This is a genomic window from Pseudomonas corni, assembly GCF_057128765.1.
Window position 1 is genome coordinate 33683 of the sequence record NZ_JBSKHW010000005.1, and the last position, 20533, is coordinate 54215.

21 protein-coding genes are annotated in these 20533 nt (G+C 59.7%); 9 read left to right on the top strand and 12 right to left on the bottom strand.

What is annotated here, in order from left to right; genetic code table 11:
- Nucleotides 1-13: 13 nt before the first annotated feature.
- The gene (locus tag ACWKV9_RS10360; RefSeq protein ID WP_483836025.1) at nucleotides 14-499 is read right to left on the bottom strand and encodes a MarR family winged helix-turn-helix transcriptional regulator; all 486 of its coding nucleotides are present in this window, start codon (nucleotides 497-499) and stop codon (nucleotides 14-16) included.
- A 150-nt stretch (nucleotides 500-649) separates the two neighbouring features.
- Between ACWKV9_RS10360 and ACWKV9_RS10365 the strand changes: the two genes are divergently transcribed.
- Nucleotides 650-2221, top strand: coding sequence for an MFS transporter (locus ACWKV9_RS10365; RefSeq protein WP_483836026.1), 1572 nt, complete (start codon nucleotides 650-652; stop codon nucleotides 2219-2221).
- Here the strand turns inward: ACWKV9_RS10365 and ACWKV9_RS10370 are convergent.
- Together ACWKV9_RS10370 and ACWKV9_RS10375 are read right to left on the bottom strand one after the other, a co-directional pair.
- Nucleotides 2209-2535: an antibiotic biosynthesis monooxygenase family protein gene (locus ACWKV9_RS10370; protein ID WP_483836027.1), complete on the bottom strand. Its 327-nt coding sequence runs from the start codon at nucleotides 2533-2535 to the stop codon at nucleotides 2209-2211. The two genes, ACWKV9_RS10365 and ACWKV9_RS10370, sit on opposite strands and share 13 nt — an antisense overlap.
- Before the next feature lie 5 nt (nucleotides 2536-2540).
- The gene (locus ACWKV9_RS10375; RefSeq protein WP_483836028.1) at nucleotides 2541-3251 is read right to left on the bottom strand and encodes a CTP synthase C-terminal region-related (seleno)protein; all 711 of its coding nucleotides are present in this window, start codon (nucleotides 3249-3251) and stop codon (nucleotides 2541-2543) included.
- A gap of 89 nt (nucleotides 3252-3340) precedes the next feature.
- Here ACWKV9_RS10375 and ACWKV9_RS10380 point away from each other — a divergent pair, with 89 nt between their 5' ends.
- On the top strand, nucleotides 3341-4222 hold the full coding sequence (locus ACWKV9_RS10380; RefSeq protein WP_483836029.1) for a LysR family transcriptional regulator: 882 nt from the start codon (nucleotides 3341-3343) through the stop codon (nucleotides 4220-4222).
- Between the two features lie 126 nt (nucleotides 4223-4348).
- Here the strand turns inward: ACWKV9_RS10380 and ACWKV9_RS10385 are convergent, their stop codons facing one another.
- From ACWKV9_RS10385 to ACWKV9_RS10400, 4 genes are all read right to left on the bottom strand, one after another.
- Complete coding sequence (locus ACWKV9_RS10385; RefSeq protein ID WP_483836030.1) at nucleotides 4349-5254, bottom strand: helix-turn-helix transcriptional regulator; 906 nt, start codon at nucleotides 5252-5254, stop codon at nucleotides 4349-4351.
- A gap of 97 nt (nucleotides 5255-5351) precedes the next feature.
- On the bottom strand, nucleotides 5352-6041 hold the full coding sequence (locus ACWKV9_RS10390) for a fumarylacetoacetate hydrolase family protein (RefSeq protein WP_483836031.1): 690 nt from the start codon (nucleotides 6039-6041) through the stop codon (nucleotides 5352-5354).
- A gap of 286 nt (nucleotides 6042-6327) precedes the next feature.
- Nucleotides 6328-7092, bottom strand: coding sequence for an SDR family oxidoreductase (locus tag ACWKV9_RS10395; protein ID WP_483836032.1), 765 nt, complete (start codon nucleotides 7090-7092; stop codon nucleotides 6328-6330).
- Between the two features lie 42 nt (nucleotides 7093-7134).
- Complete coding sequence (locus ACWKV9_RS10400; RefSeq protein WP_483836033.1) at nucleotides 7135-8070, bottom strand: 2-hydroxyacid dehydrogenase; 936 nt, start codon at nucleotides 8068-8070, stop codon at nucleotides 7135-7137.
- Between the two features lie 722 nt (nucleotides 8071-8792).
- On the opposite strand from ACWKV9_RS10400, the gene ACWKV9_RS10405 reads away from it, so the two are divergent.
- Together ACWKV9_RS10405 and ACWKV9_RS10410 are read left to right on the top strand one after the other, a co-directional pair.
- A complete protein-coding gene (locus ACWKV9_RS10405) occupies nucleotides 8793-9245 on the top strand; it encodes a DUF2442 domain-containing protein (RefSeq protein ID WP_483836034.1) in 453 nt (150 codons plus the stop codon).
- A 335-nt stretch (nucleotides 9246-9580) separates the two neighbouring features.
- A complete protein-coding gene (locus ACWKV9_RS10410) occupies nucleotides 9581-10708 on the top strand; it encodes a glycerophosphodiester phosphodiesterase (RefSeq protein ID WP_483836035.1) in 1128 nt (375 codons plus the stop codon).
- Nucleotides 10709-10834: 126 nt separating this feature from the next.
- On the opposite strand, the gene pyrF is transcribed toward ACWKV9_RS10410, so the two are convergent.
- The gene (pyrF, locus tag ACWKV9_RS10415) at nucleotides 10835-11533 is read right to left on the bottom strand and encodes an orotidine-5'-phosphate decarboxylase (protein ID WP_483836202.1); all 699 of its coding nucleotides are present in this window, start codon (nucleotides 11531-11533) and stop codon (nucleotides 10835-10837) included.
- Between the two features lie 307 nt (nucleotides 11534-11840).
- On the opposite strand from pyrF, the gene eat reads away from it, so the two are divergent.
- Both eat and ACWKV9_RS10425 read left to right on the top strand, forming a co-directional pair.
- The gene (gene eat, locus ACWKV9_RS10420; RefSeq protein WP_483836036.1) at nucleotides 11841-13205 is read left to right on the top strand and encodes an ethanolamine permease; all 1365 of its coding nucleotides are present in this window, start codon (nucleotides 11841-11843) and stop codon (nucleotides 13203-13205) included.
- Between the two features lie 126 nt (nucleotides 13206-13331).
- Nucleotides 13332-13499, top strand: coding sequence for a DUF2897 family protein (locus ACWKV9_RS10425; protein ID WP_483836037.1), 168 nt, complete (start codon nucleotides 13332-13334; stop codon nucleotides 13497-13499).
- Nucleotides 13500-13613: 114 nt separating this feature from the next.
- Here ACWKV9_RS10425 and ACWKV9_RS10430 read toward each other — a convergent pair whose 3' ends face one another.
- Nucleotides 13614-14444, bottom strand: coding sequence for a substrate-binding periplasmic protein (locus tag ACWKV9_RS10430; protein ID WP_483836203.1), 831 nt, complete (start codon nucleotides 14442-14444; stop codon nucleotides 13614-13616).
- A gap of 304 nt (nucleotides 14445-14748) precedes the next feature.
- On the opposite strand from ACWKV9_RS10430, the gene ACWKV9_RS10435 reads away from it, so the two are divergent.
- Nucleotides 14749-15291 carry a 3'-5' exonuclease gene (locus ACWKV9_RS10435; protein ID WP_483836038.1) on the top strand — a complete coding sequence of 181 codons (543 nt, stop codon included), beginning with the start codon at nucleotides 14749-14751 and terminating at the stop codon, nucleotides 15289-15291.
- An 87-nt stretch (nucleotides 15292-15378) separates the two neighbouring features.
- The gene (ppnP, locus tag ACWKV9_RS10440; RefSeq protein ID WP_483836039.1) at nucleotides 15379-15663 is read left to right on the top strand and encodes a pyrimidine/purine nucleoside phosphorylase; all 285 of its coding nucleotides are present in this window, start codon (nucleotides 15379-15381) and stop codon (nucleotides 15661-15663) included.
- Nucleotides 15664-15787: 124 nt separating this feature from the next.
- On the opposite strand, the gene ACWKV9_RS10445 is transcribed toward ppnP, so the two are convergent.
- The gene (locus ACWKV9_RS10445; protein ID WP_483836040.1) at nucleotides 15788-17566 is read right to left on the bottom strand and encodes an ABC transporter transmembrane domain-containing protein; all 1779 of its coding nucleotides are present in this window, start codon (nucleotides 17564-17566) and stop codon (nucleotides 15788-15790) included.
- Nucleotides 17567-17842: 276 nt separating this feature from the next.
- Between ACWKV9_RS10445 and ACWKV9_RS10450 the strand changes: the two genes are divergently transcribed.
- On the top strand, nucleotides 17843-18019 hold the full coding sequence (locus tag ACWKV9_RS10450) for a PA1571 family protein (protein ID WP_483836041.1): 177 nt from the start codon (nucleotides 17843-17845) through the stop codon (nucleotides 18017-18019).
- Nucleotides 18020-18210: 191 nt separating this feature from the next.
- Here the strand turns inward: ACWKV9_RS10450 and pdxB are convergent, their stop codons facing one another.
- Together pdxB and tusA are read right to left on the bottom strand one after the other, a co-directional pair.
- Nucleotides 18211-19353 carry a 4-phosphoerythronate dehydrogenase PdxB gene (gene pdxB / locus ACWKV9_RS10455; RefSeq protein ID WP_483836042.1) on the bottom strand — a complete coding sequence of 381 codons (1143 nt, stop codon included), beginning with the start codon at nucleotides 19351-19353 and terminating at the stop codon, nucleotides 18211-18213.
- A 107-nt stretch (nucleotides 19354-19460) separates the two neighbouring features.
- Nucleotides 19461-19715, bottom strand: a complete 255-nt coding sequence (gene tusA / locus ACWKV9_RS10460; RefSeq protein WP_483836043.1) for a sulfurtransferase TusA — start codon at nucleotides 19713-19715, stop codon at nucleotides 19461-19463.
- Between the last annotated feature and the right edge of the window lie 818 nt (nucleotides 19716-20533).

Here is a 20533-nt window from a genome sequence, read left to right on the forward strand (position 1 = left end):
TGTAGGATTGAGGTCAACGCTCTACCTCGTCGTACTCCCCTGCTGTCACCGCTGCGAGCGCGTCACGCAGCACCTGCGACTGATCGGCGCCATACCCTTTCTCGAAACTGGCTTGGGCCTGTTCCCACATTGGCTGGGACTCCAACAATTTGTTCATCCCGGCTTGGGTCAAGGTCACCAGGCGGCTGCGTTTGTCTGCCGGGTCGACCTTCACCGCGAGCAAACCTTCGCGCTCCAGCGGCTTGAGATTCTGCGCCAGCGCCGAGCGGTCGATCACCAGAGCCGCTGCCAGTTCGGACATGCTCGGCGCCTGGCTGCGGGCGACCTGCATGAGGATCGAACGCTGGGTCGAGCGCAAACCGCTCGGGGCCAACGCGGCATCATAAAGCAACGTGATACGGCGAGTTGCCTTACGCAGATGCGTGGCGTGGCACACCACCTGCATCGGGATGCGCAGCCCTTCCGGAACCAGAACCTGGCCCTTTTGTTTGTCGTTCATGTGTGGTCCTCCAACCTGTCCATCGGTCCGTAAATCCTGTTCTTCAGGCGGTCTGTGGCATTAACACTTGACCAATGCTGGCATATCCCCGCAAATTGCAATAGGAGCATATACCGCTAAAACACCTTTCGCACGCCCGAGACCCTGCTCATGACCACTGAACACGTTTCCCCTACCGATGGCCTTCAGCGTTTTCTGATTCTGCTGTGCGTGTCGATTCCGTCGTTCATGATCAACCTGGACTCCAACATCGTCGCGGTCTCGCTGTCCTCCATCGCCCACTCGCTGCACGCAGATTTTGCCGACATCGAATGGGTGATCAGCGCCTACACCCTGACCTTTGCCTCGTTCGTAATGCCCGCAGGCGCGTTGGCGGATCGATACGGGCGTAAGCGCATGCTGATGATCGGACTGCTGGTGTTTGGCGTTGCTTCGTTCATCTGCGGCGCGGCCACCAGCGTCGGCCTGCTCAACGGCGCGCGGGCACTGCAGGGCATCGGCGCGGCGATACTGCTCAGTTCTGCGCTGGCCACCCTGTCCCACACCTTCCGTGGTCCACACCGCGCGCGAGCATTCGCGTTCTGGGGCTCGGTCATTGGCATCGCGACCTCGCTGGGCCCGGTGGTCGGCGGTTTTATCACCCAGCATTTCGGCTGGGAATGGGCCTTCTACATCAACGTGCCGATTGGAGCGGCGATGATCGCCCTGACCCTGTACGCAGTCGATGAATCCAAAGACCCCCACGCGCGCAAAGTCGATGTAATGGGCTCAGTCACCTTCAGCAGCAGCCTCTTTCTGGTGACGCTGGCGTTGATTACCGGCAATCATGAAGGCTGGGACAGCCCCCGCGTACTGACCGAATTCGCCTGCTCGGCGGGATTGTTTGCGCTGTTTTTGCTGGTGGAATCCAAGCAACAACGGCCGATGCTCGACCTGAGTTTTTTTCGTCGCCCGACCTACATTGGCGCCAACATTTCAGGACTGGCGTTCGCCGCCGGACTGCTGACGATGTTCACTTACCTGCCGATCTACTTTCAGAGCGGGCTGGGATTCAATCCGCAAACCGCCGGTCTGTTGATGCTGCCAATGGCTGTGCCGCTATTCGTGGTGCCACGCATCGTCGCCGCGCACCTGACCCATCGCTTCAGCGGACGCGGATTATTGACGACGGGGCTGGCGACCATCGGGGTTGGCTTGACGTGGCTTGGGATTGCCTGCCCACGATTCGACTATCCCTCGATGGTGGGCGGCCTGCTGATTGCTGGGATCGGCGCGGGGATTCTCAACGGAGAAACGGCCAAGGTCAGCATGTCGGTGATTCCGCCGGAACGCGCCGGAATGGCCTCTGGGATCTCCGGTACGGTGCGTTTCAGCGGAATCGTCGTGGGTTTCGCAGCACTCGGCGCGATTCTCTTCCATCGGGTGGCGCAGAGCCTGGAAGCCGGCCTGCCTACGGGTTCATCAGCGGATGCCCTGGCGCTGACCCGTAGCATCGCGGCCGGCGATCTTAGCGGCGGCGCTCACATTTTGGCCGGTAACGCCGACCTGCAGCAGCTGGCGCTGCACAGCTTCGGCTCGGGCTATCAGTCAATCCTGTTCGTCGCCGCAGGCATCACCCTCACGGCTTCGGTGCTGGCCTGGCTGCTGGTGCGCAGCGCCGATACCGCACCGACGCCGCGGCATGTAAAAACAGAGAGCCTCGGCTCGCCTCAGGCGCAATAGCTGTAGTTACGCTCGACTTTGGTGACACGGGTGGTGCAGCACTGATACCAAGTCGAGCGCCCACGTTCGCGAATCGCCTGATGGTCGGGATGATCTCGCCACGCAACAACTGCCGCCTCATTGGCCCAATAGGACACGGTAATGCCCACCCCGTTCTCTCCTCGCGCCGACTCGACGCCGAGAAAACCCGGCTGTTCGAGAACCAGATCAAGCATCAGCTGCGCCGCCAGGCCGTAGCCTTCGGCGTCCTCCTGGCGGCGAATCGAGGTAAAAACCACAGCGTAATAGGGAATAGGAAAGGTATCAGCGATCATCTTATTCAGCCCTCCTGGACCCTGCACGCTTGAACGAATGCCTTCACCAGCGGCGGTGTAAGCCCTTCCAGCGCCGCGCGCTCAGGCTGAAACAGCGTCGCGACAAAGAACGGATGCCCTCGGAGTTCAATTGCCCGCACTTCGTCATCCAGGTCATAGCCCGACACCTTCATCGACTCGGCGAATATCGCACTTTCCAGTTCCTTGCGCAGTCCGTAGCGGCATCGGTAGCGCTCCTGCGTTTCCAGCGCGCCATACGCGTTGGCAATCCGCGAGCCCGGAGTCAGCCGAATCAGCGCAAACGCTTCCACCAGGGAACAACTCAGCGGCGTGATAATCGCGCGATCTGAATCAGGCGCCGTCTCGGCGTGTTCGGCGTCTGTCCAGCCCAATTGATTACGCGCGAACTCCAGCAACGCATGCTGGAAACCGCCGCAAGTACCCAAAAAAGGGACCCGTTGCTCCCGGGCAAAACGAATGGCGGTCAACGCGCCATCCATGTCGCGGTAAGGACTGGCGGGCACGCACCAAATGCCGTCGAAGGTGCGAAGATCATTTCCCTCGCCGACCTCGCAAGTCGGGCACCACTGCCAATACAGACTGATACCGAGTTCATCTGCGACCCGCTTCAGAGCCACGGGGATCGCCCGGTGTGCAGGCACGTCTTCGTCGTAATCACCGACCAATGCAACGCGTATAACGCTCTGTTGATTCATGACTGCTCCATGCTGTTAAAACGCTTTGCTGATTGTCTGGGCGGGACTATAAGCTTGTGGCCCTGCAATCAAAATTGGCGTTTTAACAAGTGATCAATGCAGTCGCGCACTATCGAATTAACCATTCCGACCTCGCACTGATTCTCGCACTTGTGCGCGGCAAAACGCTGGCGCGGGCGGCAGAACGGCTCATGCTGGACGTGTCCACGGTGTTTCGCTCGGTGCGCCGGCTTGAAACATCGCTGGGTACCGCGCTGTTCGACAAGAGCCGCGCGGGCTATCAGCCGACCAGCGTTGCGCTGGAGCTGGCGCAACAGGCCGAAAGTGCTGAGCAGGCACTGCAATTGGCGCAGGTGCGCCTTGAACACGGCCAGAAAATCATCAGCGGTATCGTGCGGCTGACCTGTACCGAAGCGGTTTTGCAAAGTCTGTTGCTGCCAGCATTGGCCAGCTTCATGCCTGATTACCCAGGGTTGAAACTGGAGCTGAACACTTCCAGCCAGTTTGCCAACCTGAGCGGGCGAGACGCCGACATTGCCTTACGCCTCACCACTCGCCCTGCGGAGCATTTGGTGGGCAACAGATTGGGCACGGTGTCCTATCACGTATGCGCCAGCGCCGACTATTTGCGGCGCGCCGGCCCTGTAAGTCTGGAAAAAATGCACTGGATCGCGCCGGATGAATTCCTCCCCGACCACCCCACCGTCACTTGGCGACGTCAGCATTTTCCGGGAGTTAATCTTGCCTATCGTTGCAGTTCGATGCTGGCGGTAGCACAACTGGTAAGGGCGGGAATGGGGGTAGCGGCGCTGCCGGACTTTTTGCTGCACGAAGGCGAGCTACAGCGCTTGGTTGGACCGCTAGAGGGTCATGACTCTGCCTTGTGGTTGCTGACTCGGCCAGATTGCCGGGCGTTGCGCTCCGTCTCAGCGTTGTTCCGCGAGTTGACCAAAGCCATCCAGTGGGCATGATAAGCCCATCGCGAACAAGCTCCCTTCTACAGCGGCACCGCGTCGGTGCAACCTAATCGGTCCAACGCAATCGTGGGCGGGAGCTTGCTCGCGATGCTGTTCAACCAGACGGCGCCATTTGCGCGCTCAAACTCCCTGCCGCTCGCGCCGAAACTGCCCAGGCGGCACACCATGGACCTTGCGGAAGCGTCGCGAGAAATACGCTTCATCGGCGAACCCGCACATTTCGGCCACATGGCTCAGGGGTTTATCGCTGTTCATCAGTTGGGTCCGCGCCAGACGCATGCGGCGCTCAAGCACCAGCTCGGAAAACGTACTGCCGGTTTCCTTGCGCAACAGGTGCGTCAGGTAATTGGGCGAAAGAAATGCCGCAGCCGCCGCATCGGTCAGTGTCATGGCGGGGTCAGCGATGTGCGCCCGGATGTATTCGATCACCCGGCCCATCGCATCGCGGCGCCCTCGCCTCTCGGCCTTGCTGGCCGCCAACGCCAGCAGTTGCGCCTCAAACACATTGCAGATCATGCCAATCAGCTGCAGCAGGAAGCCGCGCAGAATCGACCCACTGCCCAACTGCCGAGACTGGTCCGCCACACGCATCTGCACCAACAACGCCTGGACCCGGGCGAAATCCTCATCGTTCAGAATGAAATCCAGGTGTTCCTGAAAGCGAAACGGCGCCAGCTCGGGGGCCTGAGCCACAGGGATGTCTTCCAGATCCAGGGGGTCGCAATGCAAGTGCTGTAGGAGAAATTCCTGTGAGAAGTTGATCAACACGAAATTTCCGTCATCGGGGTGGGGAATCACGTGCAATCGATGAGGAAGGATGAAAGCCAGCGTGTTGCGCGGAAACGGCCGGATCGCGCCGCCGATGTGCTGCACGGTGTCGCCGCCGAGGTTGATCTGAATCTGGAAGTATTCGTGGCGATGGGGCGAGGTCAGGGCCGGACGACCCAACTTGTCACGGATGTAAAAATCCGGTCGGTCGCTGCGTTGTTGCATGCCGTATGTGGGGATGCGGGACTGACTGGTCATCGCTCAAACACCTGATATCGCCGGATCTGACCGCCGCATGTTAGGGCAACGGCTGCAGTCGGACCAAGCGATTTGGGTGTCACTTCACCAAGTCGGATCAGCCGATGGTGACGGTCAGCTCGGCGATGCCTTCGACGCCGGCGGTGACCACATCACCTTCTTGTAGCGCGCCAACGCCTGCAGGCGTGCCGGTGTAGATCAAATCCCCGGCTTTGAGGCCTACCGACTGCGACAGATAGGCGATGACGTCCTGCACCGGCCAGATTTGATCGGACAAGTCACCGCGCTGGCGGCTTTCGCCGTTCACGTCCAGCCAGATCGAGCCTTTGGCCGGGTGCCCGATCTTGCTCACTGGCAGCAGCGGCGTGGCGGGTGCGGAGGCGTCGAACGCCTTGGCGAACTCCCACGGGCGGCCCATTTTCTTGGCCTGCGCCTGCAAATCACGACGGGTCAGGTCAAGACCCACGCCATAACCCCATACGTGGCTCAGGGCATTTTCCGGGCTGATGTCGACGCCGTCCTTGCCGATGGCCACCACCAGTTCGATTTCGTGGTGCAGGTCCTGGGTCAGCGGCGGATAGGCAATGTTGCCTTCGGCGGGGACGACAGCATCGGCGGGCTTCATGAAGAAGAACGGCGGTTCGCGGTCAGGGTCGTGGCCCATTTCCCGGGCGTGCTCGGAATAGTTGCGGCCCACGCAGAACACACGACGGATCGGAAAGCGGCTGGACGTACCTTCGACGGCCAGCGACGGGACGGCGACAGGTGCGATGACGAATTCGCTCATGATTGCTCCTCAAATGAACGGTGATCGGGATGACGCCAGTGTGGGCGGTTTCCTGCGCGACGGGTTGGACAGATCCCACAGGATTTTGGACGCAACAACGGTGTTGCCCTGACGCCTGTTGGAGCGAGGCTTGCCCGCGAAGCTCAGATTGCGGTTTGTCGGATGTACCGCGATCGCAGCCTCGCGTGGCTCTTCAGCTCCTACGAGGATCGCGTCAGGCCTGGGACGCCTGAACATTTCCCTGGCCGCGATTGCGATGCGTCAGATGTAAGCGTCAATCACCGCTTTACCCGCGCCCCACAAACGGCATGCTGCTGGCCATCACGGTCATGTTCAGCACGTTGGCCGACAATGGCAGTCCGGCCATGTAACTCACCGCCTCTGCCACATGCCGCACGTCAACCGTAGGTTCCACTGCCAGCTCGCCGTTGGCCTGCAGCACGCCTTGGGTCATGCGTTGGGTCATTTCCGTCAGCGCATTGCCGATGTCGATCTGCCCGCATGCAATGTTGTACTGACGGCCATCCAGCGCTGTGCTTTTGGTCAGCCCCAATACCGCGTGCTTGCTGGAGGTGTAGGGCGAGCTGAACAGGCGTGGCGTGTGCGATGAAATCGAGCCGTTGTTGATGATCCGCCCGCCCTGCGGCACCTGTCGACGCATCAGCCCGAACGCCGCCCGCACACACAGGAAAACCCCGGTCACGTTGGTGTCGACAACGTTTTTCCACTGCTCGGCCGACAACTCATCCATCGGCACGGCCGGGGCGCCGATCCCTGCATTGTTGAACGACACGTCCAGGCGCCCGTAGGTCTGCTCGATCTGCGCGAACAAGGCCTCGACGCTTGCCGGATCACGCACATCCGTGGATACCGCCAACGCCTGTTGACCTCTCGCTTTGGCTTGTTCAGCGAGTTGATTCAGCGGTTCGATGCGGCGCCCGGCAAGCACCACGGCGAAACCATCTTCAAGCAGCTGTTCAGCGACCGCGCGACCAATACCGCTGCCTGCGCCAGTGACCAGCGCGACTTTCAATGTGGGGGATGTGGACATAGGGTTTCCTTGTTTTTGTTGGGAAAATGGACTCAAGCGTACTCAGCTGTGCACCGGCGTCAGCACCGGTTCGCCAGCAAAATAGGCCAGCAAGTTATCGGCGACCAATTGCACGGTGTCCCGCGAGGCTTCCGGGGACAGGCCCGCCACATGGGGCGTCAGTACGACATTGTTCAGCGTCTTCAGTGCGTCCGGCACCTGCGGTTCATCGTCGAACACATCAAGCGCGGCACCGGCAATGCGGCCTTGCTGCAGCGCGTCGATCAAATCATCAGTGGCGATCACACTGGCGCGAGCGATGTTGACGATGAAACCTCCTGGCCCCAAGGCGTCCAGCGCAGCGCTGTCGATCAGGTGACGTGTGCCTGCGCCGCCCGGCGTCGCGACGATGAGAAAGTCCGACGCTTGAGCCAGCTTCAGTGGCGTGTCGCAGTATTGGAAATCCACATCGGTGCGCGGTGTGCGGCTGTGGTAGCTCACCTGCATGTCAAACCCCAGAGCGCGTTTGGCGATGGCCATGCCTACCGAACCCAGTCCGAGAATGCCGATGCGTTTACCCGCAAACGTCGGCCGCGTCACCTTGCGCCATTCGCTGCGGCGCACCGATGCGTCAGCTTGGGGAATGTCACGCACCATCGACAGCAGTAGCGCCATCGCATGATCTGCCACCGTTGGCGCGTTGACGCCCGCCCCGTTAGTGACGGTGATACCCCGCGCCTCAGCGGCTGGCAAATCCACTTGCTCATAGCCGGCACCGATCACGCAGATGATCTGAAGCTTGGGCAGCGCGGCCATCTCCTCATCAAAAAACCCCAACGGCCCGCGGGTCAGCACCGCCGTGATCTCGTCACCCCGGGTGGCCACCGCCTCAGCACGCATCGCCGGGGTGGGCGCCAGAATCAGTCGGAACCCGCTGGCCTCAAGAATCGGCAAATACTCGTTCACACTCTCGACCAACACCAAAACAGTCGCTGACATCGCCCCGCTCCGCAGAAAAAAAATAATGGGCAGACAGTAGCGCGAGTTAGAGCGGTTGGGCAGGTCGAACGCGCAAATTTCACGTTACATCTGCGCCAACCACGTAGCGCATGGGTCCGAGAACACAGCCAAATTTTGTATTGGCTGCGACGTGGCAGCTCGCGCGGGTATGCGATCAACTCCCCCTTGGCTGTAGCCGATTTCCGAAAAAACCGGCCGGTCGGTATTTCGAGCTTTTGAGCGTCGCACGGATGCAGTCAGAGGCGTAGACTCAAAAACCTAACTGATGGGTTAAAGATGAAGGTGTGCAGTCACAAGGGTTACAGAATCGCCGTGTTCACTCGCGATGAGCATTGTCCGCCTCATGTTCACGTCGGCACCAAGGAGTGGGATGCGCGCTTTTTATTCAGCTTCTGGCACAACGGTGTTTCGCTATGGGATGTCACACCGACGCAACACACGCCCTGCACGAGAGTGCTGGAGGAGCTGAGGCAAGTGCTCAAGCGTCGCAGGAATCTGCGACGCGCTCGAGAATGCTGGTGGATCAGCCGAAGCACCCTGTGTCTGGAGAATCAAGGCTGGGATGTGGACGCTCAGGAAGTCGCACCCATCGGACTGAACCGGCCTGCCACTTGTCCCATCTTGTCCGCCAGCTTTGACCCACTGGCTTACACCACACGAATACGATTATCAGGGCACGCGAGCCTGCTGGAGATAGAGTTATGAAACCGATTAAAGCGTCAGAACAGCACGATCAGGCCGTCACAGATGCGGTGCTGGCCGAGGCGCTCAATAAAGGGCGCAAGCGCACTCAATGTGCGTTAAACGCAACAACAGTGCGCTATCTGGAGGAGTTTCAAGCGCTGATGGTGGGGCTTGCGGATCAGACGGCGGTGCTGCTCCCCATCAACAACTACCCAGAGCTGGCGGACCTGACGGTCGATGAACTTAGCCAGGTAACGCTCGGATTCGGCGGCAGTGCCTTGTGCCTGGAATCGCAGGATCTGCACCTTGACCTGGCTGGCATGATTTCAGACAGCAAGTCGCTGATGGAAATGGCCGCCAGTGTCATCGCTGCCCGCAACGGGCGTCGCAGCAGCAGTGCAAAAGCAAGCGCCTCGCGGGCGAACGGCCTGAAAGGTGGACGTCCGCGCAAGCTCGTCGACAATCAATAGATCGACTCACCGCTCAAACAGGCTCCCACACCCTTCTTCGCTCAAGCTCATTGAGAAGTTAAACCGTCACACACCCGACAACGTGTCTTCATCCGGGGCCATGACACTCACTACTGCAAACCGCAAGCTGCCGGACATAGCGCCGAACCAGATCAGGGGTGTGCCTCGAACACTCGCCAAGCGCATTCCCCGCGACAGATTCTCTCCCACAACGACGCGTGGGTTGCCCGCAGGTGGTGTAGCTGATAATGCTTTGCCTGATCCCCTGGGGCGTTGACTTGAACGATGTCGTGCCCCGTCATGACTCCATCATGTACATAAGGAACGTTGAAACCATGCTGAAAGGAATTTCCAGAACCCTGAGCACTGCGGCACTGGCTGGTGTGATGTTGTCGTCGGGCATGGCGGTCGCCGCCGACGAGCCGGGCAAAGCCATTGCACAGAAGATCGGCGTGCCGTGGCCTGCGGTGATTGCCCATCGAGGCGCGTCGTTTGATGCGCCTGAAGAAACCGTTCCCTCCTATACGCTGGCCCGGGAACTGGGGGCTGATTACCTGGAAATGGATATCCAGCGCACCAAAGATGGCGTGTTGATCGCGCTGCACGATGACACGCTGGAACGTACCACCAACATTGCCCAGGTCTATCCCGACCGTGCCAAGCAGCCGCTGAGCAGTTTCACCCTGGAAGAAATCAAGCGTCTGGACGCGGGTTCGTGGTTCAACAAGGCGTTCCCGGACCGCGCCCGCGCCAGCTACGCGGGCTTGAAAATCCTGACCCTGGATGAGGTGATCGACATTGCCGAAGGCGGCAAGAACAAGCCTGGTCTGTACATCGAAACCAAGGTGCCGGCGCAGTTTCCGGGCATCGAAGCGGACCTGCAGAAGAAGCTCGAACAACGGGGCTGGTTGAGTCAGCGCCCTGCCGCCGAGAAAGGCTACGTCAACACCGCCCATATGCCGGGCCGCGTGGTGCTGCAAACCTTCGAAAAACCGAGCCTGGAACTGCTGCAGAAAAGCATGCCCAATACGCCCAAAGTCCTGTTGCTGTGGTTGGGTGACGGCTCGATCCAGGCCAGCTCCGACGCAACGTTCAAAACCTCGGGCGCCAAGGACAAGGCGACGTTTTACGCAGGCCAGCAGGTGAAATCCAAGGAAGAGTTTGCCGCGTGGATGGACTGGGCCAAAGATCACGGTGCAGTCGGCACGGGCCCGGCGTCAGCGCTGAAGAACGGCGGGGATCAGAGCTATATGGATCTGGTGCAGCCGTGGATGAACAAGATGGCCCATGACCGCGGGATGGTTGTACACCCGTACACGGTGGACGACGCGGTGGATTTCAAGGCGATCAGCGCCGACGGTGTCGATGGCTTCTTCACCAACCGCGCTTCGGAGCTGTTGAAGTTCTACGGTCGTGCGTCGAAGGAGAGCATGGACGCGATTTTGAAGCGTAATAATTTCTAAAGCCTTAGGACATCCGAACTGTAGGAGCGCGCTTGCCCGCGATGGCGGTCTGTCTGGACTGAATGCGTCGACTGACAGACCGGGATCGCGGGCAAGCGCGCTCCTACAGAAGCGTTTTCGCTGCTGTTACGCCAACTCCGCCACCACCGCCGCCAACGCTTTGGCCGGATCAGCCGCCTGGCTGATCGGTCGGCCGATCACCAGATAATCAGAACCTGCATCCAGCGCCTGACGTGGCGTCAGGATGCGACGCTGATCATCGACGGCGCTGCCTGCAGGACGAATCCCCGGCGTCACCAGTTGCAGCGAAGGGTGAGCGCTTTTCAACGCCTGAGCTTCCAGCGCCGAGCACACCAACCCGTCCATCCCGGCTTTCTGCGCCAACGCAGCGAGCCGCAGCACTTGCTCTTGAGGCTCGATGTCCAGACCAATGGCCGCCAGATCTTCGCGTTCCATGCTGGTCAGCACGGTCACCCCGATCAGCAACGGTTTCGGTCCGCTGCGTTGATCCAGCACGTCCCGGCAGGCCGCCATCATGCGCAAGCCACCGGAGCAGTGGACGTTGACCATCCACACGCCCATCTCCGCTGCAGCCTTGACGGCCATGGCGGTGGTGTTGGGAATGTCGTGAAATTTGAGGTCCAGGAACACTTCAAAACCCTTGCTGTTCAGGGTCTCGACGATGTCGGATGCGCAACTGGTGAACAGTTCCTTACCCACTTTGACCCGGCACAGCTTGGGGTCCAGTTGATCGGCCAGGTTCAACGCGGCTTCACGGGTAGGAAAATCCAGGGCGACGATGATAGGGGTCTGGCAGACGGACATGAGCGGGTTCTCTGGCAAGTCGAAATCGGCGCGCATTGTAGCCGAACCTGTCGGCGCGCGGGGGCCGGCAATCGGTAAATAGCTGAAGACCAGGCCGCTCCCGCTTTGCCCTTTGCCCAAGCATCGATTTGCGCCAACTGCACCCCCGCCGAGCATCCCCTGCACCATTGCTGCTCGTCTACGCTTACATCCCGTAACAACCGTTCTGCATGCGACGGTATTTGAAACATAACGACATACCCGCCATGCACTGGCATGACCACTGCAACAGGTTGCTCGATGAATCAATGAATCCAGGGAGAGACGCATGAATACGCAACTTAAGCCCACGCTGGGCACGCTGCATTTGTGGGGGATCGCCGTCGGGCTGGTCATCTCTGGCGAATACTTCGGCTGGAGTTACGGCTGGGGCGTGGCGGGAACCCTCGGCTTTCTGGTGACCTCTATGATGGTCGCCGCGATGTACACCTGCTTTATCTTCAGCTTCACCGAATTGACCACCGCGATCCCCCACGCCGGTGGCCCGTTCGCCTACAGCCGCCGCGCCTTCGGTGAAAAAGGCGGATTGATCGCCGGACTGGCGACGTTGATTGAATTCGTATTCGCCCCACCCGCGATTGCCCTGGCCATTGGCGCGTACCTTAACGTGCAATTTCCGGGACTGGACCCCAAGCATGCCGCGGTGGGCGCGTACATCGTGTTCATGACGCTCAACATTCTGGGGGTCAAGCTCGCCGCCACCTTTGAATTGGTGGTCTGTGTACTCGCCGTTCTTGAGTTGCTGGTGTTCATGGGCGTGGTAGCCCCGGCGTTCAGCTTCAGTAATTTTGCGTTGAACGGCTGGGCCGGCTCAGACAGCTTCGGCCCCGGCGCGATTTCCGGCATGTTCGCAGCGATCCCGTTTGCGATCTGGTTTTTCCTCGCAATCGAAGGTGCCGCCATGGCTGCCGAAGAAGCCAAGGACCCCAAGCGCACCATCCCGAAAGCCTACATCAGCGGCATCATCACTCTGGTATTGCTGGCAATGGGCGTGATGTTCTTCGCCGGTGGCGTTGGCGACTGGCGCACCCTGTCGAATATCAACGACCCGCTACCACAGGCCATGAAAACCGTGGTCGGCGAAAGCTCCGGCTGGTTGCACATGCTGGTCTGGATCGGCTTGTTCGGTCTGGTGGCGAGCTTCCACGGCATCATTCTGGGTTACTCGCGGCAGTTCTTCGCGCTGGCTCGCGCTGGGTATCTGCCCTCTTCGCTGGCCAAGCTCTCGCGATTCCAGACTCCGCACCGGGCAATCATCGCCGGCGGTATCATTGGCATTGCTGCGATCTACAGCGACGGCCTGATCAATCTGAGCGGCATGACGCTGACTGCGGCCATGATCACCATGGCGGTGTTCGGCGCAATCGTCATGTACATCATGAGCATGCTGAGCCTGTTCAAGCTGCGTAAAACTGAACCGTCGCTGGAGCGTACCTTTCGCGCGCCGGGCTACCCCGTTGTACCAGGCATCGCACTGGTGCTGGCGGTGGTCTGCCTGATCGCGATGGCGTGGTTCAACCCGCTGATCGGGCTGATCTTCCTGGCATTCATGGCAGTGGGGTTTGTTTACTTCTTCCTCACCGCTCATTCACGTGCTGCGGCGCCCGCCGACGCAATGCTTACAGGGCTCTGATCCGCGAGCATTCACCACCAGCATAAAACGGGGCCGCGCGAGGGCGACGCGGGCCCGTCGGGCACCTACAATTGAACCACTGGACCACGCTGCTGTTCCAACCGGTATCACAAGAGGAAAGCCCAAATGCCATGGTATGCCTGGTTAATTCTGGTAATTGCAATCGGCTCGATCGTTGGCGGTCTGTTGATGCTCAAAGACTCAGCGAAGAAGCTGCCCCTGACTGATGAACAACTCAAGCGCGTCCATGAGCGCAATGCAGAAATGGACGCCAAGGAAGCACGGGATCGCTGATCCTGATTTTCCTGTTTGTAGAAGCGCGCTTGCCCGCGACTGCTATCCGTCAGCCAAACCAATGCTGCAGATACCACTTCGTCGCTGGCAAGCGCGCCCCTGCATCCCCCCTCTCTAATCCCGATCCAGATCAAACGCCATGGCGCGATGACCCGTCTGCGGGACCACTGCTATCCGATAGGGCTGAAATATCTGGAACAGTTGGCCGTCATCACGTAACCGCTGCAACAAAGCATCGAATTGTGCGCCACTGATGGGAGCGTTGGGGCGCAGCAGTGCGTAATGGCGGTAAACCTGATCGATCCGGTCTGACACCAGCAACTGATCTACTTCCACGGGGTTGGCTGCCAAAAAAGTGCTCAGGTACGAACGTGTGACCAAGGCAATGTCTGCCCGGTCTCGCAGGACCATCAGCAAGTTACTGTCATGGGAGTAAGTCAGCGTCGCGTTGTAGGTATCGCTCAGGTATTTGGGGTCAGCGTTGAACTGCGCGAATGCATAGTGATAGCCGTTGAACAAGGCCAGACGCTTACCACGCAAGTGATTGAAATAACTCTGCTCGCGCCCTTCGATCCGGTGCGTGACGAACACTTCCGCGTCTTCCAGGCCCATGTCCACCGCGACATGGGGGATATCTTTCCAGCCCCAGGCGGGGTTCTCGAAGATCGCCATGTCAAAGCGCGCCTGCTCAAAATCCCTGAAACGGCGAGGGATCGAGGTCGGCACCATTTCAAACTTGAAATCGTTTTGCATGGCATTCAACGCCGTCACCATCTGCGCGAGCAAGCCGGCTTGCTCACCGCGCTCGGGACGTATCGCATACGGCGGAAAATGCGCCGCACCGATGCGGACCACTTGCGCCGCGCCAGAGGGGCACGCCCAGAGCGTTAATGCGGCCAGAGTCAGAGCGTTGAACAGGTTCATGGAAGCGGCTTCAACCGCCATCCGCACGGGCGTAGAACTCAAGACAAAGCACCTCAAGCGAATCAAGTCCCGCTAAGCTAGGCGTTTCGACACAATTAGACAACGATCAAACAAGTGCAACATGAACCTTTATTTTCGGTAGTCATTCGTCCAGGTGCATTTAGCGGGTGCGTGACAAAAAATCGGCTCGGGGCGAAATCATCGGCTGCCCGGTGAGCCCCATTCTTGGGCTATCTAAACGAATACCACGTTGCAGTTGGACGGCACGGGCTGAATATGACTACGCTCCAGTCCATTGCGTACTGGGTTGAAACTGGAGTTCGACATGCCGCATTGGCTGGTGATTGATCTGGAGGCGACCACCGAAGAAGGGGGTTGGCCGGTAGCAGAAATGGAAATCATCGAAATCGGCGCCACGGTGGTCAATCGGGACGGACGCGAGGTCGATCATTTCGAGCGTTTCGTACGCCCCCAGCGCCGCCCGTTGCTGACGCCGTTTTGCAGGGAGCTGACCCACATCAGCCAGAGCAATATTGACAGCGCCTCGCCGTTCAGCGTGGTCTGGCCGATGTTCGAACGCTGGCTGGGGCATCACCAGAACAAGCTGGACGGCTGGGCAAGCTGGGGTGATTACGATCGTTTGCAGCTTGAAGTGCAGTGGCGCGAACAGCAAATCAGCAGTGCCCTGAGCACCCTGCCCCATCTCAATCTCAAACAGCGTTTTGCCCACGCTCGCCAACTGCAGAAGGCACCTGGCTTGAACGGCGCGTTGCAACTGGCGGGTATGCATTTCAACGGCCAGCAACATCGCGCCCTGAACGATGCACGCAACACGGCGAGGCTGCTGCCGCTGATCATTCCGGCCTGACCATGACGCATCGCTCAAAGCGGATGACGACCTTTTGTACGTTCGGCATACTGTCGGGCCTTTTCAGCCCTTTCAAGGAGACCCTTCATGCTCAAGGTCAACGAATATTTCGACGGCACGGTCAAGTCCATCGCGTTCACACCCGTTGAAGGCAAGACTGCGACAGTTGGTGTCATGGCTCCGGGCGAATACGAATTTGGCACCGGCCAACCTGAAACCATGCTGGTCGTCTCAGGCTCCCTGACCGTCAAATTGCCGGAAAGCAGCGACTGGAAAACCTTCGCCGCCGGTGAATCCTTTGAAGTGCCGGGCGAAAGTAAATTTCAGCTGAAAGTAGAAGTCGATACTGCTTACCTGTGTGAGTACCACTGATAACGGCCGTCCCCCTGTAGGAGCGAACTTGTTCGCGAAGCGTTCTGGCTGACACTCCGCGTTGGCCGTCTCGCCAACAAGTTGGCTCCTACAGGAACCCGCGCCGACCCAACAGGCTCAATCGCTACACCCCCTCCTCGACCCCCTGATTGAATTGCAGCGCCGCCAGCCGCGCATACAGTGGATTGCTGGCGATCAATTGCTGATGGGTGCCGACCGCCATCAAACGCCCTTGATCGATCACCGCAATGCGATCAGCGTTTTGCACGGTTGCCAGCCGATGGGCGATAACCAGCGTGGTGCGGCCCTGCATCAATGTCGGCAGCGCCTGCTGAATCAAGTGTTCACTTTGCGCATCCAATGCGCTGGTCGCCTCGTCCAGCAACAGAATCGGCGCGTCCGCCAGTAACGCACGGGCAATCGCCAGTCGCTGACGCTGACCGCCCGACAGGCCCATGCCGCTGTCGCCCAGATGAGTCTGATAGCCCTTGGGCAACTGCTGGATGAATTCATGGGCATGGGCGATTTTTGCGGCAGCCTCAACCTGCTCAAGAGTGGCGTTAGCATTGCCGTAACGGATATTGTCCTCGACGCTGCCGAAGAAAAGCGCCGGGGCTTGCGATACCCAGGCAAAACAACGGCGCAAGTCCAGCGGGTCCAGGCGCTCAGCGGGCAGGCCTTCAATCAGCACTTGACCCTGCTGCGGGTCGTAAAAGCGCAGCAGCAGGTCGAACAACGTCGATTTGCCAGCGCCGGACGGGCCAACCAACGCCACTGTCTCGCCCGGCTCGATAACCAGACTCAACGCATCGATAGCATTGCGCTCGGGCCGCGACGGATAAGCAAAAGTGACGTTATCCAAGACCAGACGCCCGCTGATCCTTACCGGCAAGTGCAGCAGATTGTTGGTCGGTGCGGTAATTTCACTGCGCGCCTGCAGCAGCTCGGTAATTCGCTCGGCAGCACCGGCCGCCCGTTGCAGTTCGCCGATGACCTCACTCAAGGTGCCGAACGCGCTGCCGACAATCAGGCTGTAGAACACGAATGCTGCCAGCTCGCCGCCGGAAATTCGCCCGGCGATCACGTCCATCCCGCCCACCCAGAGCATCACCGCCACCGCGCCCAATACCAGCACAATCACCAGCGTGATCAGCCATGAGCGCTGCAAAATCCGCTTGCGCGCGGTCTCGAATGCATCTTCAGCGGTCTTGCCGAAACGCTGTTTGTCCTGCGCCTGATGGTTGTAGGCCTGGACGGTCTTGATCTGGCCGAGCGCTTCGGACACGTAGCTGCCAACATCGGCGACCCGATCCTGACTCTCCCGCGACAAACTGCGCACGCGCCGGCCAAAGATCAGAATCGGCGCGACCACCAAAGGCAATGCCACTACGACGATGCTGGTGAGTTTTGGGTTGGTGAAGAACAGCAGAACGATGCCGCCGATCACCATCAACGCGTTGCGCAGAAACATCGACAGCGAGGAGCCAATCACCGATTGAAGTAATGTGGTGTCGGCGGTCAGTCGCGACTGGATCTCCGAACTGCGGTTGTTCTCGTAGAAGCCCGGATGCAGATTAACCAGGTGGTCGAACACTTGCTTGCGCAGATCGGCCACCACGCGTTCGCCAATCCAGGACACCAGATAAAATCGCGCGAAAGTGCCAACCGCCAACGCCAGGATCAGCAACATGAACAGGCCGATCGTTTCGTTGAGCAAGGTCGGCGAACGCGTCATGAAGCCCTGATCGACCATCAAGCGGATGCCCTGCCCCATGGACAAGGTGATGCCGGCGGTGACGATCAGCGCCAACAACGCGCCAATGGCCTGTTTGCGGTAAGGCGCGATCATTCGCAGCGCCAGACGAAGGGCATGGCGCTGGCGACCGGAAAGCACTGAAACCATAACGAGGACTGCCCTGGGAAATGACTCGAACGCAGAGCCTACACCCCACAGAGCACGACACGCTCGTCGGCTTGCGCTGAACTCAGGGAAATTACCTCAGTCAGTTGACTTAGACCGTACCGCAGGGGGGCTAGACACGATCGATCTAACGTCAGGGTGGTGGTTTTCCAGCCATTCTGGTGGACTGAAACAACGTTTGAAGCCCCCCAGCCCGTCATGGAGCGGTCATCAAACGTAGGGTAGTTTCAAAGCGTAAACCTGATGAGGAGACAAGCCATGAGCTTGCATGAAAGCAGCAATCACGTACCAGCGGTCCAAGCCAATCCGAACCTGAATGTCGGTGGAGCGATTCTCGACAAAGACGGTAAAGAAATCCTGATTACCGAGGAAATGGTGCAGGTTGCGTGTCAGGAATGCGAGAAGTCCTGGGTCAAACCTGAAAAACAAGATTGATGCGAAACCTCATTTAAAACCCGGCCACCAGGCCGGGTTTTTTCTGCGCGCTCATAAAGCAATACGCCCAACCCTCTCGCCAACAAGTTGGCTCCTACAGGAAACCTGGCCTCCTTTCTGTAGGAGCGAACTTGTTCGCGAGGCGTCAGGACTGGCGCACTGCATCAGCCCCTTCGCCAACAAGTTGGCTCCTACAGAGATTTGCAGCCTAGCGCCGCGACCAGCTTGCGCAACACATCGGACTCGCCATTGATGCGTACCGGCAAGCCCTCGATCTCTCGGCGCGGCGGGTAGTGTTTGCGCAGCGCATCGAAGGCCAGGCGCTGGCTCTCGGCATTGCCCACCAGACTGCGGCGAAAGTCGGCGTCATCCCGTCGCGGGTCGTACACCCCGCGACACAGCGTGTTCAACGCCCACATCGGATCGGTCGCTGCGTCCAGCGTTACTTGCGCCAACCAGGGTTGGGGCAGTAGATCGCTGAGATTCAGTTCAGGCGTCTTGCCCAGATGAGCGCATAGCGCCTGATAAATCTGCTCGGTACCGCGCTGCCTCCCGTCCAGGCTATAACCGGCAATGTGCGGCGTGCCGATGACGCACAGCTCTGCCAGATCGACATCGACGTGGGGTTCGTTTTCCCACACATCCAACACCGCTTGCAGGTCTTCGCGGGCCAGCAACACTTCACGCAGGGCGTCGTTGTCGATCACAGGCCCACGGGCGGCGTTGATCAGCCAAGTGCCTTGTTTCAGTTGCTCAAGGCGGGCGCGATCAAACAAATGCCAGGTCGGCAGGTCGCCGGATTTGTTCAAAGGGGTGTGCAAACTGATGACATCGCAGCGCTGGATGATCTCGTCCAGACTGACGTAATCACCCCCTTCAGCTGCCTGACGTGGCGGATCGCACACCAGCACGTTCCAGCCAAGGCCGCGTAGCACCTCGATCAAGCGCCCGCCCACTTGCCCAGCACCGACCACACCGTAGGTGCGTTGAGTCAGATCAGCGCCTTCGATTTCAGCCAGGGTCAACAGGCTACCCAACACGTAATCCACCACACCACGGGCGTTGCAGCCGGGTGCGCTGGACCATTGGATGCCAGCCTGGGCGAAGTAATCGAGATCGAGATGATCGGTGCCGATGGTGCAGGTACCGACGAAACGCACCGCACTGCCTTCGAGCAACTGGCGGCTGACTTTGGTGACTGAGCGCACCAGCAGGATGTCGGCATCGGCCACAGCCGCGCGATCGATGGTGCGTCCCGGATAACGGCGGATGTCGCCGAACCCTTCGAAAAAAGCGTCGAGCAGTGGAATGTTTTCGTCAGCAACTATGCGCATGATGGGCTCCCTGAGGTCGCGGCAGTGTAGGCGCTGGCGCGACAGCGGGCCAGTGCGGCGGGGAGCTGCCCGCTAGCTGAGGATTTCTGACAGCGTCGCGGGGGAATTCAGTCCTGCTTTTTACGTATCCAGTATAGATAAACGCCGTCAGCCGCGTTTTGCTCGATCAAGTCGTGGCCGAGGAACACGCAAAATTTGGGAATGTCGCGCTGGGTAGACGGGTCGGTGGCGATAACCTTGAGCAAGCCGCCCGCGTGCAGGTCGCGGACCTTCTGATGCAGCATCATTACCGGCTCAGGACAATTAAGGCCGCTGGCGTCGAGGACAGCGTCGGCGGAAAGGCTTTCGATGGATTCAGTCATAAGCGGCTCCAAAAACTGGCGAGCATTGTCGCCTAAATGACTGCAGGCGCCAAATGACTGAACGCCGCACTTTGCTGGAGTGAGGCTTGTCACGCCTCCGCTTCTGCCCGGAAGGCGTGAGGTCGCCACATTCCGGCCTCCGCCCAAAGGGCGTGATGACGCTGCATTCCCGCCTCTGCCCAAAGGGCGTGATGACGCCGCAATCCCGCTTCCTGCCCGGAGGGCGTGATGACGCCGCAATCCCGCTTCTGCCCGGAGGGCGTAGGAGTCCGGCTTGCCGACGATGGGGTGCGCAGCAGCCCTGATTCAACGACCTCGATTACATCTGACACACCGCATGCACCGGTTTCACTGCCGCTTTGCGCCAGATCGCCTGCAAGCAAGGCTCCTACGGGCTCCGCCCAGAATCAAAACGTGAGGTCGCCACGTTCCCGCCTCCGCCCAAAGGGCCTGAGGTCGCCACATCCCCGCCTCCGCCCAAAGGGCGTAATGCCGCCGAATTCCCGCCTCTACCCCAAGGGCTTGATGACGCCGCAATCCCGCTTCTGCCCGAAGGGCGTAGGAGTCCGGCTTGCCGACGATGGGGTGCGCAGCAGCCCTGATTCAACGACCTCGATTACATCTGACACACCGCATGCACCGGTTTCACTGCCGCTTCGCGCCAGATCGCCTGCAAGCAAGGCTCCTACGGGCTCCGCCCAGAATCAAAACGTGTGGTCGCCGCAATCCCGCCTCTGCCCGGAGGGCGTAGGAGTCCGGCTTGCCGACGATGGGGTGCGCAGCGGCCCTGATTCAACGACCTCGGTTACATCTGACAC

Bases quoted from the DNA above. Each gene is read 5' to 3' on its own strand.
- ACWKV9_RS10360 (WP_483836025.1), bottom strand. From the start codon at position 499: ATGAACGACAAACAAAAGGGCCAGGTTCTGGTTCCGGAAGGGCTGCGC.
- ACWKV9_RS10365 (WP_483836026.1), top strand. From the start codon at position 650: ATGACCACTGAACACGTTTCCCCTACCGATGGCCTTCAGCGTTTTCTG.
- ACWKV9_RS10370 (WP_483836027.1), bottom strand. From the start codon at position 2,535: ATGATCGCTGATACCTTTCCTATTCCCTATTACGCTGTGGTTTTTACC.
- ACWKV9_RS10375 (WP_483836028.1), bottom strand. From the start codon at position 3,251: ATGAATCAACAGAGCGTTATACGCGTTGCATTGGTCGGTGATTACGAC.
- ACWKV9_RS10385 (WP_483836030.1), bottom strand. From the start codon at position 5,254: ATGACCAGTCAGTCCCGCATCCCCACATACGGCATGCAACAACGCAGC.
- ACWKV9_RS10390 (WP_483836031.1), bottom strand. From the start codon at position 6,041: ATGAGCGAATTCGTCATCGCACCTGTCGCCGTCCCGTCGCTGGCCGTC.
- ACWKV9_RS10395 (WP_483836032.1), bottom strand. From the start codon at position 7,092: ATGTCCACATCCCCCACATTGAAAGTCGCGCTGGTCACTGGCGCAGGC.
- ACWKV9_RS10400 (WP_483836033.1), bottom strand. From the start codon at position 8,070: ATGTCAGCGACTGTTTTGGTGTTGGTCGAGAGTGTGAACGAGTATTTG.
- ACWKV9_RS10405 (WP_483836034.1), top strand. From the start codon at position 8,793: ATGAAACCGATTAAAGCGTCAGAACAGCACGATCAGGCCGTCACAGAT.
- ACWKV9_RS10410 (WP_483836035.1), top strand. From the start codon at position 9,581: ATGCTGAAAGGAATTTCCAGAACCCTGAGCACTGCGGCACTGGCTGGT.
- pyrF (WP_483836202.1), bottom strand. From the start codon at position 11,533: ATGTCCGTCTGCCAGACCCCTATCATCGTCGCCCTGGATTTTCCTACC.
- eat (WP_483836036.1), top strand. From the start codon at position 11,841: ATGAATACGCAACTTAAGCCCACGCTGGGCACGCTGCATTTGTGGGGG.
- ACWKV9_RS10425 (WP_483836037.1), top strand. From the start codon at position 13,332: ATGCCATGGTATGCCTGGTTAATTCTGGTAATTGCAATCGGCTCGATC.
- ACWKV9_RS10430 (WP_483836203.1), bottom strand. From the start codon at position 14,444: ATGGCGGTTGAAGCCGCTTCCATGAACCTGTTCAACGCTCTGACTCTG.
- ACWKV9_RS10435 (WP_483836038.1), top strand. From the start codon at position 14,749: ATGCCGCATTGGCTGGTGATTGATCTGGAGGCGACCACCGAAGAAGGG.
- ppnP (WP_483836039.1), top strand. From the start codon at position 15,379: ATGCTCAAGGTCAACGAATATTTCGACGGCACGGTCAAGTCCATCGCG.
- ACWKV9_RS10445 (WP_483836040.1), bottom strand. From the start codon at position 17,566: ATGGTTTCAGTGCTTTCCGGTCGCCAGCGCCATGCCCTTCGTCTGGCG.
- ACWKV9_RS10450 (WP_483836041.1), top strand. From the start codon at position 17,843: ATGAGCTTGCATGAAAGCAGCAATCACGTACCAGCGGTCCAAGCCAAT.
- pdxB (WP_483836042.1), bottom strand. From the start codon at position 19,353: ATGCGCATAGTTGCTGACGAAAACATTCCACTGCTCGACGCTTTTTTC.
- tusA (WP_483836043.1), bottom strand. From the start codon at position 19,715: ATGACTGAATCCATCGAAAGCCTTTCCGCCGACGCTGTCCTCGACGCC.